This is a genomic window from Marinobacterium sedimentorum (genome assembly GCF_024267675.1).
GTDB classification, from domain to species: domain Bacteria; phylum Pseudomonadota; class Gammaproteobacteria; order Pseudomonadales; family Balneatricaceae; genus Marinobacterium_A; species Marinobacterium_A sedimentorum.
The window spans coordinates 46,569-62,653 of the sequence record NZ_JALDYX010000005.1 but is presented as its reverse complement, the minus strand read 5'-3'; the positions used below and the strand labels follow the sequence as shown (position 1 = coordinate 62,653).

Genomic DNA, 16,085 nt, shown 5'->3' with positions numbered 1-16,085 from the left:
GGCACGAAAGGTCCAAAATAATGATAAAAGCATTTCGTAAGCAATCGATTTCCAAGGCGATTATTCTAATATCGATACTTGGCGCGGCCGCCCAGAGCCATGCAAGCGTCTCCATCAGCCACGGCAAGACCATTATTCCGGCGGGCACCGCGCTGTCCGACCAGGACCTGACCATCCAAAACGACAAGCTGGCGTTCTCGCTGGCAGTGGGCACGCCACCGCCATGGGGCGTGGCGCGTGGCTGCATCATTGATATGGCGAACGTCAAAGCCGACGGCTCGCTGAGCAACGACCGGGTCGCCTTCGCCGACTTTATTCCCAACAACTGGTCAAGCTGGCCGAACACCTATCAGCAGGTGGATATTGTCAAAGACAGCCCCGAGGAAGCCGTGGTCAAAGTCACGCGGGACTTTGGCAAGGTGGTGATCAGCACTGAATACAGCCTCGCGTCGGGCTCCGATCGTATCCGTGTCAAAACCACCATGACCAACCAGGGCGAAGACCTGGTCGATCTGGAGTCGGGCTTTACGCTGTGGCCCGAAGGTGGCTACAAGTTCGCGGTACCGGGCTATGCGGGCGAGGAAGAGGCGACCGTCGACAAGCCGATCGCTGATCGCTTCGTTGGCTACGACGAGGACTGGGCGATCGCCCTGCACGCGCCCTATTTTACCGAGCTGAAATACAAATCCCGCGACCTGTACCTCAAGCACAGCCTGAAGAAGTCGCAGTCGGTCTCGTTTGAGGGCGAATACCAGGTGCTGGGCAGCGGCGATATTGCACCTGTGGTAAAGGCTGAAATCGAACGCAAACATCTGGACGCGGGTTCGCTGTCCGGCAGCGTAAAAACCCAGGATGGAAAAGCCGTCGAGGCACCGGCGGTCGTGATCTTGAAGGATGGCGTGCCCTACATCTGGGCGATCGGCAAGGATGGCAGCTACAATCTTGATCTGCCTGTCGGCGACTATCAGGCCTATGCAACGGCCAAGGGCTATTCCGAAAGCAAGAAACAAGCGATTCGCATCGAGAACAAGCAAGCCCTGAGCCTGTCGTTCGATGATCTACTCGCCCCCGGCGAGGTGAACATTCAGGTGACGGACGCCCAGAGCAAGACGCCGCTGGACGCGAAAATCCAGATTGAAAGCGGCAACAAGCCTCTGATCGAGTTTCTCGGTGCCAAGACCTTCTTCACCGGCCTGGACGATATAGGTCAGGCGCGTTTTACCCTCGCCCCCGGCGACTATCAGTTTAAAGTCTCGGCCGGCGCCAACTTTGTGTCCAAGCCGGTGCTGGTGGACGCGCGCATTGCGCCGAACAAGACAACCCAGGTGGCCGGCGAAGTGCCGATCAGCACTTATCCGACCCGGCACGGCTGGTACGCCGGCGATCTGCACCATCACTCCGATGTGCTGGAAGGCTCGACCCCGCCGCAGGACCTGGTTATTTCGCAGCTGGCCGCGGGCCTTAACGTCACCTTCGTCAGCGACCACGACTCGACGAAAAACCACGCCGAGATCAAGGCGCTCTCGGACAAGCGCGCGGTGCCCTTCGTGCCGTCCATCGAGTTTTCGCCGTCCTGGGGGCACTTCAATCCCTTCCCCGTGAACATAGGTGCAGAACTCTCCGTCGATCCAGGCGTTGACGATATCCATACCCTGCTCAAGGACATGCGGCGCATGGGGGCGACAGTCGTCGCCTCCAACCACCCTTACATCCCCTACGGCTATATGAGCAGCCTGGAAAAGAGCACCGTGCCCGGCGGCTTTGATCCTGCGATCGACCTGATCGAGATCAACGCGGTGGTCGACTATCAAAAGGCTGTCGAAAAGGCCCGCCAGTTGTGGACAGATGGCCTGCCGTATTACTACACCGCAGGCTCAGACACCCATGATGTGTGGAACGAAACCACCGGCCTGGATCGGGTGTTCGTGTACACCGGCAGTAAACCGGACGCCAATGCCTTTGCCCAGGCGATGAAAAACGGCCGCGCCTATGTATCTTTTGGCCCGGTGATTTATCCGAAAAACGTGATGTTCGGCGACACACTGAAACTGGCGAAAGATCAGCCGCAGACCCTCAGCTTCGACCTGCTCTCGGTCAATGGCCTCAAGTCCGTGCAGTTGATTGGCAAGCAGGGCGTGATTAGCGAACAGGCGCTTGGCGGAGAGACAGCCTCGGTGCAATTCGACGTGCCCCAGGAGTCCGGCTGGGTTGGCCTGGTGGTCGAGGACAGTCAGGAGAACAAGGCGTTCACCAACCCTGTATGGCTGAAGTTGGTGGAGCAAGAACAGTTCTGATCAGGCCCCTTGTTTTGTGACTAACCGAGGCCCTGGCCTCGGTTTTTTTGTGCGCCTGGCATGGCTCAGTTCAATGACATTGGTAACACTTTGCTGGAAACCAGTATGTCTTGGAACTTGGATCTGCAATGCTGGTGGGCACTTTGAGGGTGTTTGACAGTCTGTATTTCGCCTGTGGGTGACATACTTTCTTTGCTCGTGCAAAGAAAGTAACTCAAATCGGTCTTTCCCTCGCTAGGGCCGGCCAGGCCCGGCAGGCGGTTAGCGCTGATCCCGGTCCCGTTTGGGGAAAAGCCAGAAGGCCAGCAGCCGGGTCAGCGCCGGCATCAGTACATAGGTCATCAGCAGGGTTATCGGGATGGTCATCAGCAGGGTGCGCGGCAGCAGCGGAATATGACTAAGTTCGGCGCCAAGCAGCCAGCTGACAAGGGTGATCAGCGGAAAAATTGCCAGCCAGGCCACCACCGCCATCTTGTACTTGGGGGGCGGTTTCACCGGATTCTGGCCCGGCAGGGAAAACCAGGCCACAAGCCCCGACAGTACCTCGGTACTGTCGGGCGCATCCAGACAGTCTTCGATCGCATCCAGGTACTGGGTACGCTGCGGGGAGTGCTGCCAGCGCTCCAGGTCTTCCCGGCTGCGGAACTTGAATACGATGCGGTACTCGGGGTCTGCGCTGCTGGCGGGGCGAAACAGGGTTGAACCCAGAAAGCCGGTAAAGTGTACGGCTTCCCGGCTGATGGCGCTGTTGAGCTGTTCGAACTCTTTTTCCTTGCCGGGCTTGATGCGCCTTGAGATCACCACCGTGACGGCATCGCCGGCGGCCGTGGTGGTGTTGATGCTGGTGTCGGACGGTTGCGGTGTCTGGTCCATGCCGGCTGTTCCTTCGGACTGGGAAGGGCTCCATGATACCCGAAGGTGCGAGTCGGCGTGCAGGGCTAGAGGTCCTTGAATTCCTTGTTGAAGCGGTAGCGGCTCGAGGTGACGTAGCGTTCCATCGACTGCAGCCGGCGATCCACCGCCTGCATGCGTTCGTTCAGCTGACGCAGGCGCGTACTCATGGGTCTGCCGTAGTCGAACGCCGGCTTGTGGGCATTTTCGCGCACGGCGGGGCCCTGGCGGCGATCCAGCAGAAAAATGCCCGCCAGATAGAGCAGCACGGCCAGGCTGCCGCTGAACAGGAGCAGGGTCAGGAAAATAATGCGCGCCAGCCAGACAGGCTGACCATAGCTTTCGGCCAGGCCCGCGCAGACGCCGCCGAGCCAGCCCTTGTCGGCACTGCGGTAGAGATTGCGGTTATAGCCATTGCGCTTGGTTGGGTGATTCATGCGGGGCTCCTTGTTCGAAGAGTGGGTGCTCAATGCGGGCGCGGCCGGTCATCGTCCCGGCTGGTACGCCAGCCGGCGTGTTCGCTGTCCAGGATGGTTTCCAGCGTCTGCACCCGTTTTTCCAGACGCTCGGCCAGGGCGAGGGTTTCTTCCAGTTGCTGGTGTTCATCGCCCGACAGGCCCTTGTTGAGGCGGGCGCGGGTCCAGTAGTGCAGCATGAGCCACATAGGCACCACGACGGCGAGGAAAATCACCGTTGGCACGAAGAAAAACACCATGGTGGACATCAGTCATGGCTCCGCTCGGTGGATTTCATGCGGGCCTTGAGCGCGGCCAGGGCATCCTCGACCTGATCATTGCGTTCCAGGTCCTCGAACTGCTCGTTGAGGCCGGGGTTACGGCCCAGATCCTGGGACTCAATTTCCGCTTCCATGTTATCCATGCGCCGCTCATAGGCTTCGAATTTGCGAAAGGCATCTTCCAGCTTGTCGCGGTTGCTGGCGCGGCGCATATCCAGGCGCGAGCGGCTGGTTTGTTCGCGTACCTGCAGGGATTTCTGCTTGGCTTTGGCGTCGTCTAGCTTTTGCTGCAGCTGGCCAATTTCCTCGTGCAGCACGGTCAGTTGCTCCTCTATCGCCGTCAGCTCCTGTTGCGCCTGCTTCAGGGCCTCCTCAATGGCCTGTTGCTCACCCAGTGCCGCCCGGGCCAGATCTTCCCGGCCCTTGTTGATGGCCAGGCGGGCCTTGCGTTCCCACTCGGCGGCTTCGTCAGCAAGGCGCTCGAGGCGGCGCTGCAGGGATTTGCGATCGGCAATAACCCGGGCGGAGGTGGTACGTACTTCCACCAGGGTGTCTTCCATTTCCTGGATCATCATGCGGATCATCTTGGCCGGGTCTTCGGCGCGATCAAGCAGGGCGGTAATGTTGGCGTTAACGATGTCACCAAAGCGTGAAAAGATACCCATGATATGTGGCTCCCGGTGGTTGGTTTCGATTGGTATAAAGCGATTGCTGTGCCAGCAAAGGCTATATGGCTGAAAGTAAAAGCTTTTGTGCTCCAATGCGGTGGCTCGGAAGAAAATATGGCTTGTTATTGTGGTTAATTTGGCTAAGTTATAGCTAAATTAACCAGAAATGATGGTGTATATGGCCGAGTCAGTGCCGGCGCTAATCGGCAGTTCCGAATCGTTCCATCGGGTATTGAATCAGGTGTCCGGGCTTGCGCCACTGAACAGACCCGTACTGGTGATCGGTGAGCGCGGCACCGGCAAGGAGCTGATCGCCGCACGGCTGCATTATCTGTCCGGGCGCTGGCAGCAGCCTTATCTGCAGGTGAACTGCGCCGCCATGAGTGAATCACTGCTGGAATCCGAGCTCTTTGGTCATGAGGCGGGCGCCTTTACCGGCGCCACCCGCGCCCGCGCCGGGCTGTTCGAGCGGGCGGAAGGTGGCACCCTGTTTCTCGATGAGCTCTCGACGGCCTCGGTGCGGGTGCAGGAGAAACTGCTGCGCATTATCGAGTACGGTCGCTTTGAGCGCCTGGGGGGCAGTCGGCCCTTGCAGGTGGATGTGCGGGTGGTGGCGGCCACCAACGAGGACCTGCTCCAGGCGGTCGCGGCGGGGCGCTTTCGTGCCGACCTGCTCGATCGGCTGGCGTTTGATGTGGTGAACCTGCCGCCGCTGCGTGTTCGAAAAGACGATATAGCGGAGCTCGCCGAACACTTTGCCAGGCGCATGTGCCGCGAGCTGGGGTATGACTGGTTCGCGGGTTTTGATGCGGATGCGCAGGCGCAACTGCTGCAGTACGACTGGCCGGGCAATGTGCGCGAGCTGAAAAACGTGGTGGAGCGCAGTATCTACCGCAGTGGCAACCCGGCAGAACCGGTACGGCAAATCGTGCTGGATCCCTTTTCCACACCCTGGCGCGTTCTGTCGGGTTCAGTGCCGGCGCCCGAGCCAGCAGTGCCGCTGTTGCCCGCCGATGAAGGCGATCTTGCCGCTGCCGGTCTGCGTGCCCGGGTTGCCGAATTTGAACAGCAGCTGATACGCCAGGCTCTGGAAGCTGCGCAGTTCAACCAGCGCCGCGCCGCGGATGCCCTGGGGTTAACCTATCACCAGTTGCGGGCGGCGCTGCGCAAGTATCCCGCGCTGCTTTGCGCAGAGTGAATTTGTAGCAGTGGCGCTGCAACAGAGCTCCGCTCAGATGATTTTTAGCCGTATTACACAAGGGCCCGTGGAGTCGGTCAGATAATCCGCGAGTAGCTTTGCCTGAGCGTATCCTGGTTGATGTAGTGGTCGAAGTTCATGCAGATACTGCGTATCAGCAGCCTTCCGCGTGGGGTGACCTGCAGTTGGTTGCGGTCTATCTGTACCAGACCGTCGCGCTGGTGCTGCTGCAGCTGTGCCAGTTCGCGGGCAAAATAGTCGGCAAAGTTGATGCCGTGTTGTGCGCTGAAGGCGTTGCCATCCAGTTTGAAGTGGCAGATCAGCTGGTTGATGACCGCGCGGCGAATCAGGTCATCCCGGCCAAGCTGCAGGCCCTTTGTCACCGCCAGCTGTCCGCCCTGGATGGCATCCTGATAGTCATTGATCTTGTGCGCGTTCTGGCAATAAGTGTCGCCCACCTGGCTGATGGAGGACACGCCCATGGCCACCAGGTCGCAATCTGCGTGGGTGCTGTAGCCCTGAAAGTTGCGATGCATGACGCCCGCTTGTTGAGCCTGCGCCAGGGGATCATTGGGCTTGGCGAAATGGTCCATGCCGATATACACGTAACCGGCGCCAATCAGGTAGGCGATGGTGATTTCCAGGATCTTCAGCTTCTCGGCCGGTGACGGAAGATCCTGTTCCTGGATCAGGCGCTGGGACTTGAGCCGTTCCGGCAGGTGCGCGTAATTGAAAACTGACAGCCGGTCAGGATTCATCGCTATGACCTGGTCCAGTGTCTGGGCAAAGGTGTCCACCGTTTGCAGCGGCAGGCCGTAAATCAGGTCGATATTGGTGGAGCGAAACCCCAGCTCGCGCACCTTGGCCAGCACATCGGCGGTCAGCTCAGGTGACTGTACTCGGTTGACCGCCCGTTGCACGGCGGGATTGAAATCCTGCACGCCCAGACTGATGCGGTTAAAGCCGATGGCACGCAGCGTTTCCAGTGTCTTGTGGTCGGCTTCGCGGGGGTCGATCTCGATGGAATAATCGCCGCTGTCGTCATCCAGCAGTTTGAAGTGCCGGCCCGTTGTCTCCATCAGTTCGTACATCTGCTGCGGACTGATAAAGGTCGGTGTACCGCCGCCCCAGTGCAGCTGCTGCACGGTGCGCTGATCGGTATCCAGCAGTTCGGCCTGCAGCCTGATCTCCTCCTGGAGGCTATTCAGGTAGGCCTGCGCCTTGGCGCGGTCCTGGGTGATGATCTTGTTGCAGCCGCAGTAGTAGCAAAGGCTGGCACAGAAGGGGATATGGAAATACAGCGACAAGGGTTTGCCGGCGGCATTGCTGTTCAGGGCTTCGCGGCTGTAGTCTTGCGGCCCGAATTTTTCAGAGAACTGCAGTGCGGTGGGATAAGAGGTATAACGCGGCCCAGACAGGTCGTAACGGCGGATCAGCTCGTTATCCCAGGCGATTTCATTCTGCATGGCCTGATAGTCGTCCAACTCGATAGTGAGTCCGGCATTTTAAGTCAATCTACCGGACCCACTCATGACCTGCGTCAAGGATCGGGGCTTGGCCCCGTAACGGGAGCATGAGTCTGGGCTGGCCCCCACCGGGCCTCCGGGCAGCAGCTTCATGGTGTTCTTGTCGTCGATCATCTGGCGGGTCAGCGGGTAGCCAGGTTTCCGGCGTTAGTGTTCGAACGGGCGTTCGTCGTAGAACCCCTCAGGGCAGCAGTTCCATGGCCTTGTCATTGGCGATCATCTGGCGGGTAAGCGGGTAGCCAAGTTCTCGGCGTTAGTGTTCGAACTGGCGTTCGTCGTAGAACCCTTCAGGGCAGCAGCTTCATGGCGTCCTTGTCGTCGATCATCTGGCGAGTGAGCTGGTAGCCGAGCTCCCGGTAGGCTTCGAACTGGCGTTCGTCGAAGAACTGATCGACGGTGGGTTGATTCGGATAGCTGGGGTTCTCCAGTTTATAGGCGTAAAGGTCGCCTGGCAGATTGCGCGTCAGACAGGCCTTGATAAAGACAAAACGACCGACGAAGGCTTTTTCACCGACAGCGTCGGGATAGACAACGTCGCCAATCGCGAAGCCGCGGTCAGCCAGATGGTATTTTTCGTCATACATGCGGGCGCGGCTTTCACTGGATGCAGCGCGGCTGCCCGGTAGCATTCCGGACAGATCAAAATCGGCATCGTGAAAGCGAATGGATACGCCGAAATCCACCCGGATGCGTTCTATGGCGTTACCAAAGTCATCAAAGGTGGCGTCGGGGTCGGCACCCCCGTCCGACAGGATGATCACCGGTGTGCGGCGGCGCACCAGTTCGTACAGGCCGGTATTGTCAAAATGGCCACCATCGGACAGTTCGACTAATACGCTGTCTTCGGCGTGACCGTAGTCGAGCAAGCTGCGCAGTCCGGGCCAGAAGTAATTGGGGCGCATTATTTTATGCAGCAATTTGCTCGTGCTGGAGGGGTTGTATGCCCAGTAGCCAAGTCGCAGCCCCAGAAAGGTCAGGATGAACGACATTAAGGGAGTGGTGGAATCACCCGCGCCCGACACGCCGGAATGGGGGTTTTCAGCCGCACCGGAAATAGACATGGCTGTCGCCAGTGTCATGCCGCCACTGGCAAAACTGGCGGTTGTGGTGTACTGCGTGGCATCGCTGCCACAGTAGCGCGGAGACAGCAGGAAACTGTCGCCCAAGCGGCCCCGATAGCGTGGCGTTTTGGCGTTGTTGAGGATGACGTTGCAGTTAATCAGGTGATAGGGCGACCAGTGATCCGAGGCGGCGATATCGACAAGGGTGGTTGTGTTGGCCTCGGCCCCGCGCTGGCACAAGGGTGCGGTTGGCTCTATGTCAGGTGTCTTGAGAAAGGTTTCCATCAGTCGATCGCGATACATCTTGTGGGGCGATACCTGGTTGATACTGACAAAAAAGGGCACGATGAGGGCGCAAAGAACAAACAGCAGCGGCCAGTAGGAGTAGGTGTCGCTGCGCAGTTGCTGGTGCACGCTTTCAGCCAGAATATAGGCGGCAATGAAGATAAAGAAGATGAATAGCAGCGTGATGACCAGGGTGACCAGGCGCGACAGCCAGCCCGGGATATTGCGCTTCTCATTGCCGGCCTCGGTGTTCATGCGAAATTGCCGTATGGACAGCAGGATACCGGCAACACCGGAGGCCATGGAGCTGAAAAATCCCGGATCCGTCACTTTGAATTCGGCACCAAATACCAGCAGCGCCGCGAGGGGAATCGCCGCGAAGAACAGCGAAAACGCAATGCCTTTTAACAGCAGACCCAGCGTGCGCTGTATCTGCACCCGATAGCAGTATGACTGTGAAAAAAATTTCTGAAAAAAGCTGCTCAGACCGTAGATAAAAATGGTAAACAATAGAGTGCCGATCATGGCAATCGTAGCGGTCAGAAAGAACACCGAAAACGCGATTCTGTGTGGGCTGAGAAACTCGTCCTCCTGCTGCAGGGTAGCGACACCGCGTGGCACCTGTACCAGCAGTGACTCAAGGTTGGCTGTATTGGCGATCGTAAGGTTCATCAACGGGTCGAGCACACCGGTCGTAATGAGCAGTGACAGCAGAAACAGGACCAGACTGATCAGCAGGGTGTAGGCCACCACCGAATGGATGACGCTGAGCAGTACGGCGCCGGCCAGAGAGGCGATGCCCAGCTGGGCCGGCGTGAGGTATTTGCCGTGCTGGCGGATGTAGCTGAGTATCCGGTTCCCCGGCGCCGTGCTGTGTTTGCTGCCGGCATAACTGTCGATATCGCCAAAGGGAAAGATATTGAACAGTTTCTGATACCAGCTCAGGGCTGCACCGGTATAACCGCCGCCCGATACCGTAGACAGATAGGCCAGTTTTTCGAACGGTGTTGGTTTGCCGCTTTCTACCAGAAAGCGGTTGCGCAATGCCTGAATCACGCCGATGGCAAAGGCGGCGGAACGGATACCGCCACCGGACAGCGCCAGCCCGTACCAGGGGCGTTTCTTGTGCGGGTAGTCGCCGGGGTCCATATACGTATAATGCTCGCGGACATACTCCGGGTAAGTCGTTTCCACAAAGTGGCGGTAATCCTCTTCGAGATAGCCGCGGTGCTTCTCGTCAAAGGCTTCGGACAGCTTTGCCTCGATATGGATTTTTTCATCGGCTATCACCGCTTCGGCTCCGAGCGGATCGGGTCCGAAGCCAAATTTGGCGAGCAGTTTTTTCAGAAAGTTCATCTAGAGGCGTCCCCGCTGGCGTTAACGACCTAAAATCACATCGGCGGCCTTCTCCGCCGCGGTGTAGATCGCGGTGACGATGAAAAAGCCGGGAATGCGCGGAAACACCGATGCATCGACCACCCGCAGGCCAGTTACACCCCGTACGCGAAACTGGCTATCCAGCACGGCCATGGGATCGTCGTCGGCGCCAATCGGGCAGGTGCATGAGGCGTGGTGGCCCCAGGCCTGGTTGCGGATAAAGTCGCGTATCTCCTCATCGGTTTGCACACTGTCGCCGGGCATTTCCTCCGCGGCGATCAGCCCCTTGTCTTTCAGAGGCTGGGTGAGGCAGCGGATGAACTTGACGCCCTGGACCACGGATTCCAGATCTTCGCCACTGGCGTCGTTGCCCTCGTCGAAGTAACGAAAATTGATATGGGGCTTGTCTCTGGGGTCACTGGAACGCAGTGTCACTGAACCTGCGGTATTGTTGGTATGGGCCTTGAGAATGGCCCAGGTCAGGTAGTTAAGATGTTCGGCCAGCAGCCTGGAGTAGGTGGGGAAATAGCCCTTGAACAGGCCGAGCAGGGCGAAGCAGAACAGATCCGGCAGCGGGCGCTGGGGCATGGAACGTTTGATCACCGCCAGCACGGCACCATTGCTGGTGTAGACACCCGAGCGTTTCTCGTCCCATTCCTTGTACTGGGGGTCGCCCTTGGCATACTTGGCGCCCTTGAGCACTTCCCAGTGATCGAAGTTCATGCGATTGACCACACCCACTTCGTAGCGGTCCTGCAGGTTCTGGCCGACGCCCGGCAGGTTGTGCCGTACCTCTATGCCGTGTTTCTCCAGCTCGTCCTTCGGGCCTATGCCGGACAGCATCAGCAGTTGCGGTGTATTGAAGGCGCCACCGGCCAGGATGACCTCCTTGCTGGCATGGGCCTGGCGCTTGTCGGTGCTCTCGCCGTGGGGCTGGCAGTGGGCCCGGTAGAGGCGGGCGCCCTTGAGGTATTCGACGCCGGTGGCGCGGTTGTTGTCATCGAACAGGACACGGGTCACCAGCGCATCCAGCTCGATGTGCAGGTTGTCGGGATGGGCCCGCTGCACATCCAGCAGACGTTCGCGTGACCCCATGCGCTGGTGGTTCTTGGTCGCCAGGGGCGGGTAACGCAGCCCGGTGGCATTGTCCTTCACCAGGCGCCAGTCGTTGGGATCGCCGCTGCCCTGGCGCAGCCATTCACCCTGCTGGTGCGGCTCGCCCAGCTTCGAGAGCGCCGTTTCCACCGAGCTGACCAGCGTTTTCACCAGATCGCCGTCCCCCAGGGCGCTTTTGGGTATGGCTTTCTCGGTGTGCAGCCAGCCTTTCCAGCCGTGCTTGCTGGGGTTCGACAGGGGGCTGAACAGACGTTGATCGGGGCGGTGATGGCAGTTTTCGAGTTTCTGGAAATAGCCTCGCATCGTGCGGGCGTTCCATGAGGCGTCGCCGGTGAGGCGGCCTATATGTTCCCAGTCGTCGTTGTGGGGGCAGACGGTGATCATGGCGTTGTGGGTGGTGCAGCCGCCCAGGCAACCGGCGCGGGGGTAAAGCACGCCATCGACATCTTCGCCTTCGTAGTTGGCGGTGTATTTGGGGTCCTTCTTCTGCTGGGTGTCGTCGCCATAGTGACGCACGAAGTAGTCCCATTTCATGGCGCGGTTTTCACTGGCAATGGCGTGAAATACCGGCACGTCGTAGTCCTCCGGCAGGCGGTTGCTGTCGGTCAGGGCATCGCCGCCCTGCAGGTTTCTGGGATCGCCACCGGCTTCTAAAACCAGAACCTTGCAACCATTCTCTGCCAGTCGGGCGGCCACGGTGCCGCCGCCGGCACCGGACCCCACCACTATATAGTCATATTCAGTACTCATGGTTCGCCTCTCCGGGGTCAGAAGGTTTTCAAAAAGGCGATCAGTGCCTGTTTGTCGCTGTCATCGAGGCCCTGTTCATCCACCAGGTAGTCGGTGCCGAAGTAGTGGCCCTTGTTGACGACGTAATCAGGGCACTTGCTGACGTCCAGCAGCGGATCAACCAGGTTGGCAAAGACGCGGCGCGCATCTTCGTCGGTGGCGTTTTCCGGCAGTGCCTTGAGGTCCTTCTTGGCCTTGAGCAGAACCTTGAGCACCTTGCCGCGCTGCTCCATGTCGATATTGGACAGCAGGTTGATCGGCGTGCCGGCCGGAATCGGCCCGATCTCCACGCCAGATTCACCAAACAGCCAGGGCAGCCTGCGGCTCAGCGGGCCCTGCAGGGTTTGCAGGAAGTCCGGCAGGTAGCCGGTGTCCACCCGCAGATAACTGGAGACCGGCGTTCTGTCGATCATCCCGGGGTGTGTCTTGCCGGAGCGGGTGACAACGCTGAAGTCGCCCTCACGTTTTTCCGGCCACAGCAGCTTCTCGATGGCATCGTCAAAGGAGGCCATGCGATCATCTACCGATCCTGTCCACTTGAACTTGCCCAGGCTGTTGTTAAGCAGGAAGGGCGCACTGGACCAGGCACTGACCAGGGAGGCGGGACGGGTATAGCCGCGACCACCGTCTGGCATCACATAGTCGCGCACCTCGCCGCTGTAGGGGTGCTGTACCCGCAGGGTGCCGACGGCGGGCAGGCCCTTGTAGGACTCGGAGGTGAAGTTGTCCCAGATATTGCCCCCCAGGCCGTTGGTGGCCAGCGGGCTGCAGGCGTTGGTCTCAAGCTGCGTGACCGGTACCCGCATTTCGCTGGACAGGAAGTTGTTGTCCAGGAAGTCGTCGGACTGCACGATGGGGCGCATCATCGACTTGAACTCGCTGCTCTGGGTCCAGGTCCAGTAGCGGCTCCAGCACTGCAGGTAGTTGCTGCTGACACAGCCCTTGTCGGGGAAGAACTCGGAGGTTTTCTCCGGCAGTTTGCTGGAGTGACAGCGCGCGCAGGTATCGGCAAACACGGTTTTGCCCCGATCCAGCTGATTCGCATCCTTGCTCATATGGTCCGCGCCACCGGGGGCATTGGCCAGATAGTCGGGCCGGGCCGAGGCTAGGAAGAACAGCGCCACATCCGGCGTCTGGGCTTCATTGGCGTTCCAGTAGCTTGAGTTCTTGCGGGCCACTTCGATTTCGAACGGGGTTATTTTCTTGCCGCCGAGCAGGGCTCGGAAGTGCTGCAGCCATTCCTCGCTGAACAGGCCGATATTGATATAGACCCGGTTCAGGGCGCCCAGCGCCCCTACCGAGTCGGCGCCGTCCTTCAGGACGCGGGGTGTCAGCACCTGATCCGGCGCCTGGTAAAACTGTTGCAGCGGGCTGGACGGTGGCACCACTGCCAGATCGTTGAACTGGCGATTGTTGAGTCCGCCGCCGGCGAGCTTTTCATGGCCGTAGCGGCTGGCCACATCCATGCGCGCGCCCAAGTTGTAGATGGCGTTCATGGTGCGCGGGTTGTTGATGTAGTCCGATGAAATCAGCGAGGTATCCAGAGCACCGGGGCGTGAGGTGTGGAACAGCTGATAGGCAAAGCTGCTGGGGTCCGCATCCCACATGAAGATGCGATCGACCCAGAAATACTGCGCGCCTGGGTTGGAGTTAAGGTTCTCCCATTTCGGATGTTCCGGGTCAGCCGGTGGGTTGGAGGGGTTGGGGCCTACGTGGCAGAAGCCGCAGGACATGCCGACGCGATAGGGTTTCACCAGATCCTTGCTGGCGTAGTAGCTGCGGTCGTTGTAGTAGCGTTCCGGATCCCACTTGGCCTCGGCCTGGGCGTCAAAGTCGGGGTTGGGGAACAGGCGCAGGCCGACAATACCGGTGCCATAGCCATAGTAGGAGCCGGCGGGGATGTTGTCGCCGCGGGCACCAATCTTGACGCCGGGGTACTTGTCTTCGTTTTCAAAGGGATCGGGTCCGCAGGATGGGTCGCGCCGATCGAGCCAGAGGCCGTAGCGATCCTGGCGTGGTGCGTCGCCCTTGATGTAGCAGGGTTCGTTCACCACACCCAGATACTGCCAGCGGTTATCGCGGCTGAACTTCAGGCTGGGGTGGTTGGATACGGTTTTGAGAAAATCCAGATTGCCGACGCTGATACGGGATATCTCGTCCCAGAGAGCATCGTTGCCTGCGGTCCAGACCACCCAGTTGTTGCGCCCGCGCACTATGGCCTGCTGCGCTTCTTCAGGGGAAATACCGGGTACATAGGGATCGAGCCGCCGGGCGACTTCCACCGGATCCTTGCTGATGCCGTAATCCATGTCGGCGTAGTAGTCTTCTGCCGAGCCCTGCAGGGAACTGGCCGGGCGGCCGGCACAGAGTGCTTCATCCCGCACCTTGCCGGCGCCTTCGCCACAGAGGGTTTGCTGGGTTGAACAAGACGATACCAGCAGCGCCAGCAGGCCAAAAACAAAGGGTGTTTTGATCAACTTCATGTTAGAAACTCCGTGTTGATACGGGTAATGCAGCACAAGGGCAGATCGCACGGCGACGGGGCCTATTCGGTGCAAGCGGGGCAGGGGATGCCCTGGCCGGTGCTAAACCGGCGCACAGGTATTTGAATAAATTGCAGAATATGGGCTGACTAGCGGGATGCATCCCTGCCTCCGAGACCTTGGTTCATTTGAACAATGGGGCAAGTATAGTTGCAAAATATAGGGCTAAAACGACCTTTGGCGGGAACAGGCTCCGCTTGATTGTAAAAGTTCAATAAAAATCATCTATAGGTAAAGCAACTTGTGCTGATAATGATTTAAACGGCTGTTTTAAATGGGTTTTGTGATTATTGAATGCAGTGTGTGATGCTGAATTAAAATTAGATAAATTCATGGAAAATATTCGGTTTCTGGAGGATGTGATAGCTGGGTATGACCACGGATTGATTTTAACTTGTTGTTTTGTAGTAATAAAAATATTTATATCAATCAGGCTTGTGAATGACGCTCTAGTGGTTTAGATGAGTTTTATATCCGGTCATGTACAGCTCTAAACGTACCTTTCGGTCTGGACATCATTAATTTCAGGGCTAAGAGTGAGCGAGATATCGGCATCTGTTGTAGTTTTGGGTGCGAAGGAAAATGTCTGAATTTTCCATTTTTAGATTATCTCTCATCGCGCAGGCGTCTAAAGGACAGGATGAATTCTATGTATGTATCTAAATGGAGACAGGTATTCTTGGGTCGGGCCGATTTATGACGAAAGACAGACCGGGGGGCTGAGATAAAGGGCAGCGGAAGCGCTGGAAAATTAAAATATGATGACCACCGGGTAATGTGGCCCACAGCAGTACCTTGGCCGCAGCTGTATAGCTTGTCGCGGGAGCCCCTTAAGCCGGTTAGCGTCTGGCGCCTTCACACACTTTCGGCGATATGGATATCAAACGGCAGCAGATGCTGTGCCGCTTGTTCGTTGCGAGCGCCTCCAGAAGATCGACCCTTCAGCGCATCGATGATGGCCTGCACGGCCGCAATGGCCAGGCGTTCGCGGGGGTGAGAGATCACCAGGTCGATGATGCCGTCCACCAGTGCGGATGCTCCTGTGACACTTTTACGGTCCTTCCCTTTGCGGGGCAAGGCCGTTTTTTTGTCTTGCTCCTTTTGTCTCGGTGCTGCGCTGAGTTTTGAGTGCAAGGTGCAGGCGCCGCGGTGGTGTTTCAACCTGGCCATGCGTTTTATGTCCCCTGGTATTGACCACATACCAACCGGTATGGTTAAATTCCTTTCAACATACCGACCGGTTTGTTTCGGTTTGGCCGGCACAGATACACCGGCCGGGCGACAGTATGACCAGCACTGGCCCGCGAGGGCTCCAGCGAACAAAGGTCACCTAACACGTATAGCGGAGGCAAGACCCATGAAACTCATCCCCGGCATTCAGAAACTTTTCCGCACCCTGCACCAGGGCTGCGCTGCAGCGGTGTCCATTGATCGTCATACGCTGCGTGATATAGGTGCAGACCCCATGCGTATTCATTATCCGGTCAGTCGTACTGATCGTGCTGCCAAGGCTCAGGATCTCTGGCGCCAGGCCTGCTGAGCCAGATTAACCCGCTTTAACCCGCCGCCGCGAACGTGCAGTTAGTTAAATTTCATGGAGA

Annotated in this window: 12 protein-coding genes; 3 read left to right on the top strand and 9 right to left on the bottom strand. The window is 58.4% G+C overall.

What is annotated here, in order from left to right:
* Window positions 1-20 precede the first annotated feature (20 nt).
* Window positions 21-2,294, top strand: a complete 2,274-nt coding sequence (locus tag MRS74_RS06800; RefSeq protein ID WP_254579522.1) for a CehA/McbA family metallohydrolase — start codon at window positions 21-23, stop codon at window positions 2,292-2,294.
* 261 nt (window positions 2,295-2,555) lie between these two features.
* Here MRS74_RS06800 and MRS74_RS06795 read toward each other — a convergent pair whose 3' ends face one another.
* The 4 genes from MRS74_RS06795 to pspA all read right to left on the bottom strand — a co-directional run bounded on the left by MRS74_RS06795 (window position 2,556) and on the right by pspA (window position 4,586).
* Entirely contained in the window at window positions 2,556-3,167 is a 612-nt protein-coding gene (locus MRS74_RS06795; RefSeq protein ID WP_254579521.1) for an antibiotic biosynthesis monooxygenase, read from the bottom strand.
* Window positions 3,168-3,232: 65 nt separating this feature from the next.
* The gene (pspC, locus tag MRS74_RS06790) at window positions 3,233-3,622 is read right to left on the bottom strand and encodes an envelope stress response membrane protein PspC (RefSeq protein WP_254579520.1); all 390 of its coding nucleotides are present in this window, start codon (window positions 3,620-3,622) and stop codon (window positions 3,233-3,235) included.
* Between the two features lie 29 nt (window positions 3,623-3,651).
* The gene (pspB, locus tag MRS74_RS06785) at window positions 3,652-3,909 is read right to left on the bottom strand and encodes an envelope stress response membrane protein PspB (protein ID WP_254579519.1); all 258 of its coding nucleotides are present in this window, start codon (window positions 3,907-3,909) and stop codon (window positions 3,652-3,654) included.
* A complete protein-coding gene (pspA, locus tag MRS74_RS06780; protein ID WP_254579518.1) occupies window positions 3,909-4,586 on the bottom strand; it encodes a phage shock protein PspA in 678 nt (225 codons plus the stop codon). Before pspA ends, pspB begins: the two co-directional genes overlap by 1 nt.
* A 181-nt stretch (window positions 4,587-4,767) precedes the next feature.
* On the opposite strand from pspA, the gene pspF reads away from it, so the two are divergent.
* Window positions 4,768-5,787, top strand: a complete 1,020-nt coding sequence (gene pspF / locus MRS74_RS06775; protein ID WP_254579517.1) for a phage shock protein operon transcriptional activator — start codon at window positions 4,768-4,770, stop codon at window positions 5,785-5,787.
* Between the two features lie 77 nt (window positions 5,788-5,864).
* On the opposite strand, the gene hemN is transcribed toward pspF, so the two are convergent.
* The 5 genes from hemN to MRS74_RS06750 form a co-directional block, all read right to left on the bottom strand.
* Window positions 5,865-7,253 carry an oxygen-independent coproporphyrinogen III oxidase gene (gene hemN / locus MRS74_RS06770; RefSeq protein WP_254579516.1) on the bottom strand — a complete coding sequence of 463 codons (1,389 nt, stop codon included), beginning with the start codon at window positions 7,251-7,253 and terminating at the stop codon, window positions 5,865-5,867.
* Window positions 7,254-7,600: 347 nt separating this feature from the next.
* Entirely contained in the window at window positions 7,601-10,015 is a 2,415-nt protein-coding gene (locus MRS74_RS06765) for a patatin-like phospholipase domain-containing protein (RefSeq protein WP_254579515.1), read from the bottom strand.
* Between the two features lie 21 nt (window positions 10,016-10,036).
* Window positions 10,037-11,902 (bottom strand): GMC family oxidoreductase, encoded by a 1,866-nt coding sequence (locus tag MRS74_RS06760; RefSeq protein ID WP_254579514.1) that lies wholly within the window; start codon window positions 11,900-11,902, stop codon window positions 10,037-10,039.
* A gap of 17 nt (window positions 11,903-11,919) precedes the next feature.
* The gene (locus MRS74_RS06755; RefSeq protein ID WP_254579513.1) at window positions 11,920-14,424 is read right to left on the bottom strand and encodes a hypothetical protein; all 2,505 of its coding nucleotides are present in this window, start codon (window positions 14,422-14,424) and stop codon (window positions 11,920-11,922) included.
* Window positions 14,425-15,339: 915 nt separating this feature from the next.
* The gene (locus tag MRS74_RS06750) at window positions 15,340-15,654 is read right to left on the bottom strand and encodes a hypothetical protein (protein WP_254579512.1); all 315 of its coding nucleotides are present in this window, start codon (window positions 15,652-15,654) and stop codon (window positions 15,340-15,342) included.
* A 187-nt stretch (window positions 15,655-15,841) separates the two neighbouring features.
* Here MRS74_RS06750 and MRS74_RS06745 point away from each other — a divergent pair, with 187 nt between their 5' ends.
* Complete coding sequence (locus MRS74_RS06745) at window positions 15,842-16,024, top strand: hypothetical protein (protein WP_254579511.1); 183 nt, start codon at window positions 15,842-15,844, stop codon at window positions 16,022-16,024.
* Window positions 16,025-16,085 lie beyond the last annotated feature (61 nt).

Bases quoted from the DNA above. Each gene is read 5' to 3' on its own strand.
- pspF (WP_254579517.1), top strand. From the start codon at position 4,768: ATGGCCGAGTCAGTGCCGGCGCTAATCGGCAGTTCCGAATCGTTCCAT.
- MRS74_RS06795 (WP_254579521.1), bottom strand. From the start codon at position 3,167: ATGGACCAGACACCGCAACCGTCCGACACCAGCATCAACACCACCACG.
- MRS74_RS06800 (WP_254579522.1), top strand. From the start codon at position 21: ATGATAAAAGCATTTCGTAAGCAATCGATTTCCAAGGCGATTATTCTA.
- MRS74_RS06760 (WP_254579514.1), bottom strand. From the start codon at position 11,902: ATGAGTACTGAATATGACTATATAGTGGTGGGGTCCGGTGCCGGCGGC.
- hemN (WP_254579516.1), bottom strand. From the start codon at position 7,253: ATGCAGAATGAAATCGCCTGGGATAACGAGCTGATCCGCCGTTACGAC.
- pspC (WP_254579520.1), bottom strand. From the start codon at position 3,622: ATGAATCACCCAACCAAGCGCAATGGCTATAACCGCAATCTCTACCGC.
- MRS74_RS06745 (WP_254579511.1), top strand. From the start codon at position 15,842: ATGAAACTCATCCCCGGCATTCAGAAACTTTTCCGCACCCTGCACCAG.
- pspB (WP_254579519.1), bottom strand. From the start codon at position 3,909: ATGTCCACCATGGTGTTTTTCTTCGTGCCAACGGTGATTTTCCTCGCC.
- MRS74_RS06765 (WP_254579515.1), bottom strand. From the start codon at position 10,015: ATGAACTTTCTGAAAAAACTGCTCGCCAAATTTGGCTTCGGACCCGAT.
- MRS74_RS06750 (WP_254579512.1), bottom strand. From the start codon at position 15,654: ATGGCCAGGTTGAAACACCACCGCGGCGCCTGCACCTTGCACTCAAAA.
- MRS74_RS06755 (WP_254579513.1), bottom strand. From the start codon at position 14,424: ATGAAGTTGATCAAAACACCCTTTGTTTTTGGCCTGCTGGCGCTGCTG.
- pspA (WP_254579518.1), bottom strand. From the start codon at position 4,586: ATGGGTATCTTTTCACGCTTTGGTGACATCGTTAACGCCAACATTACC.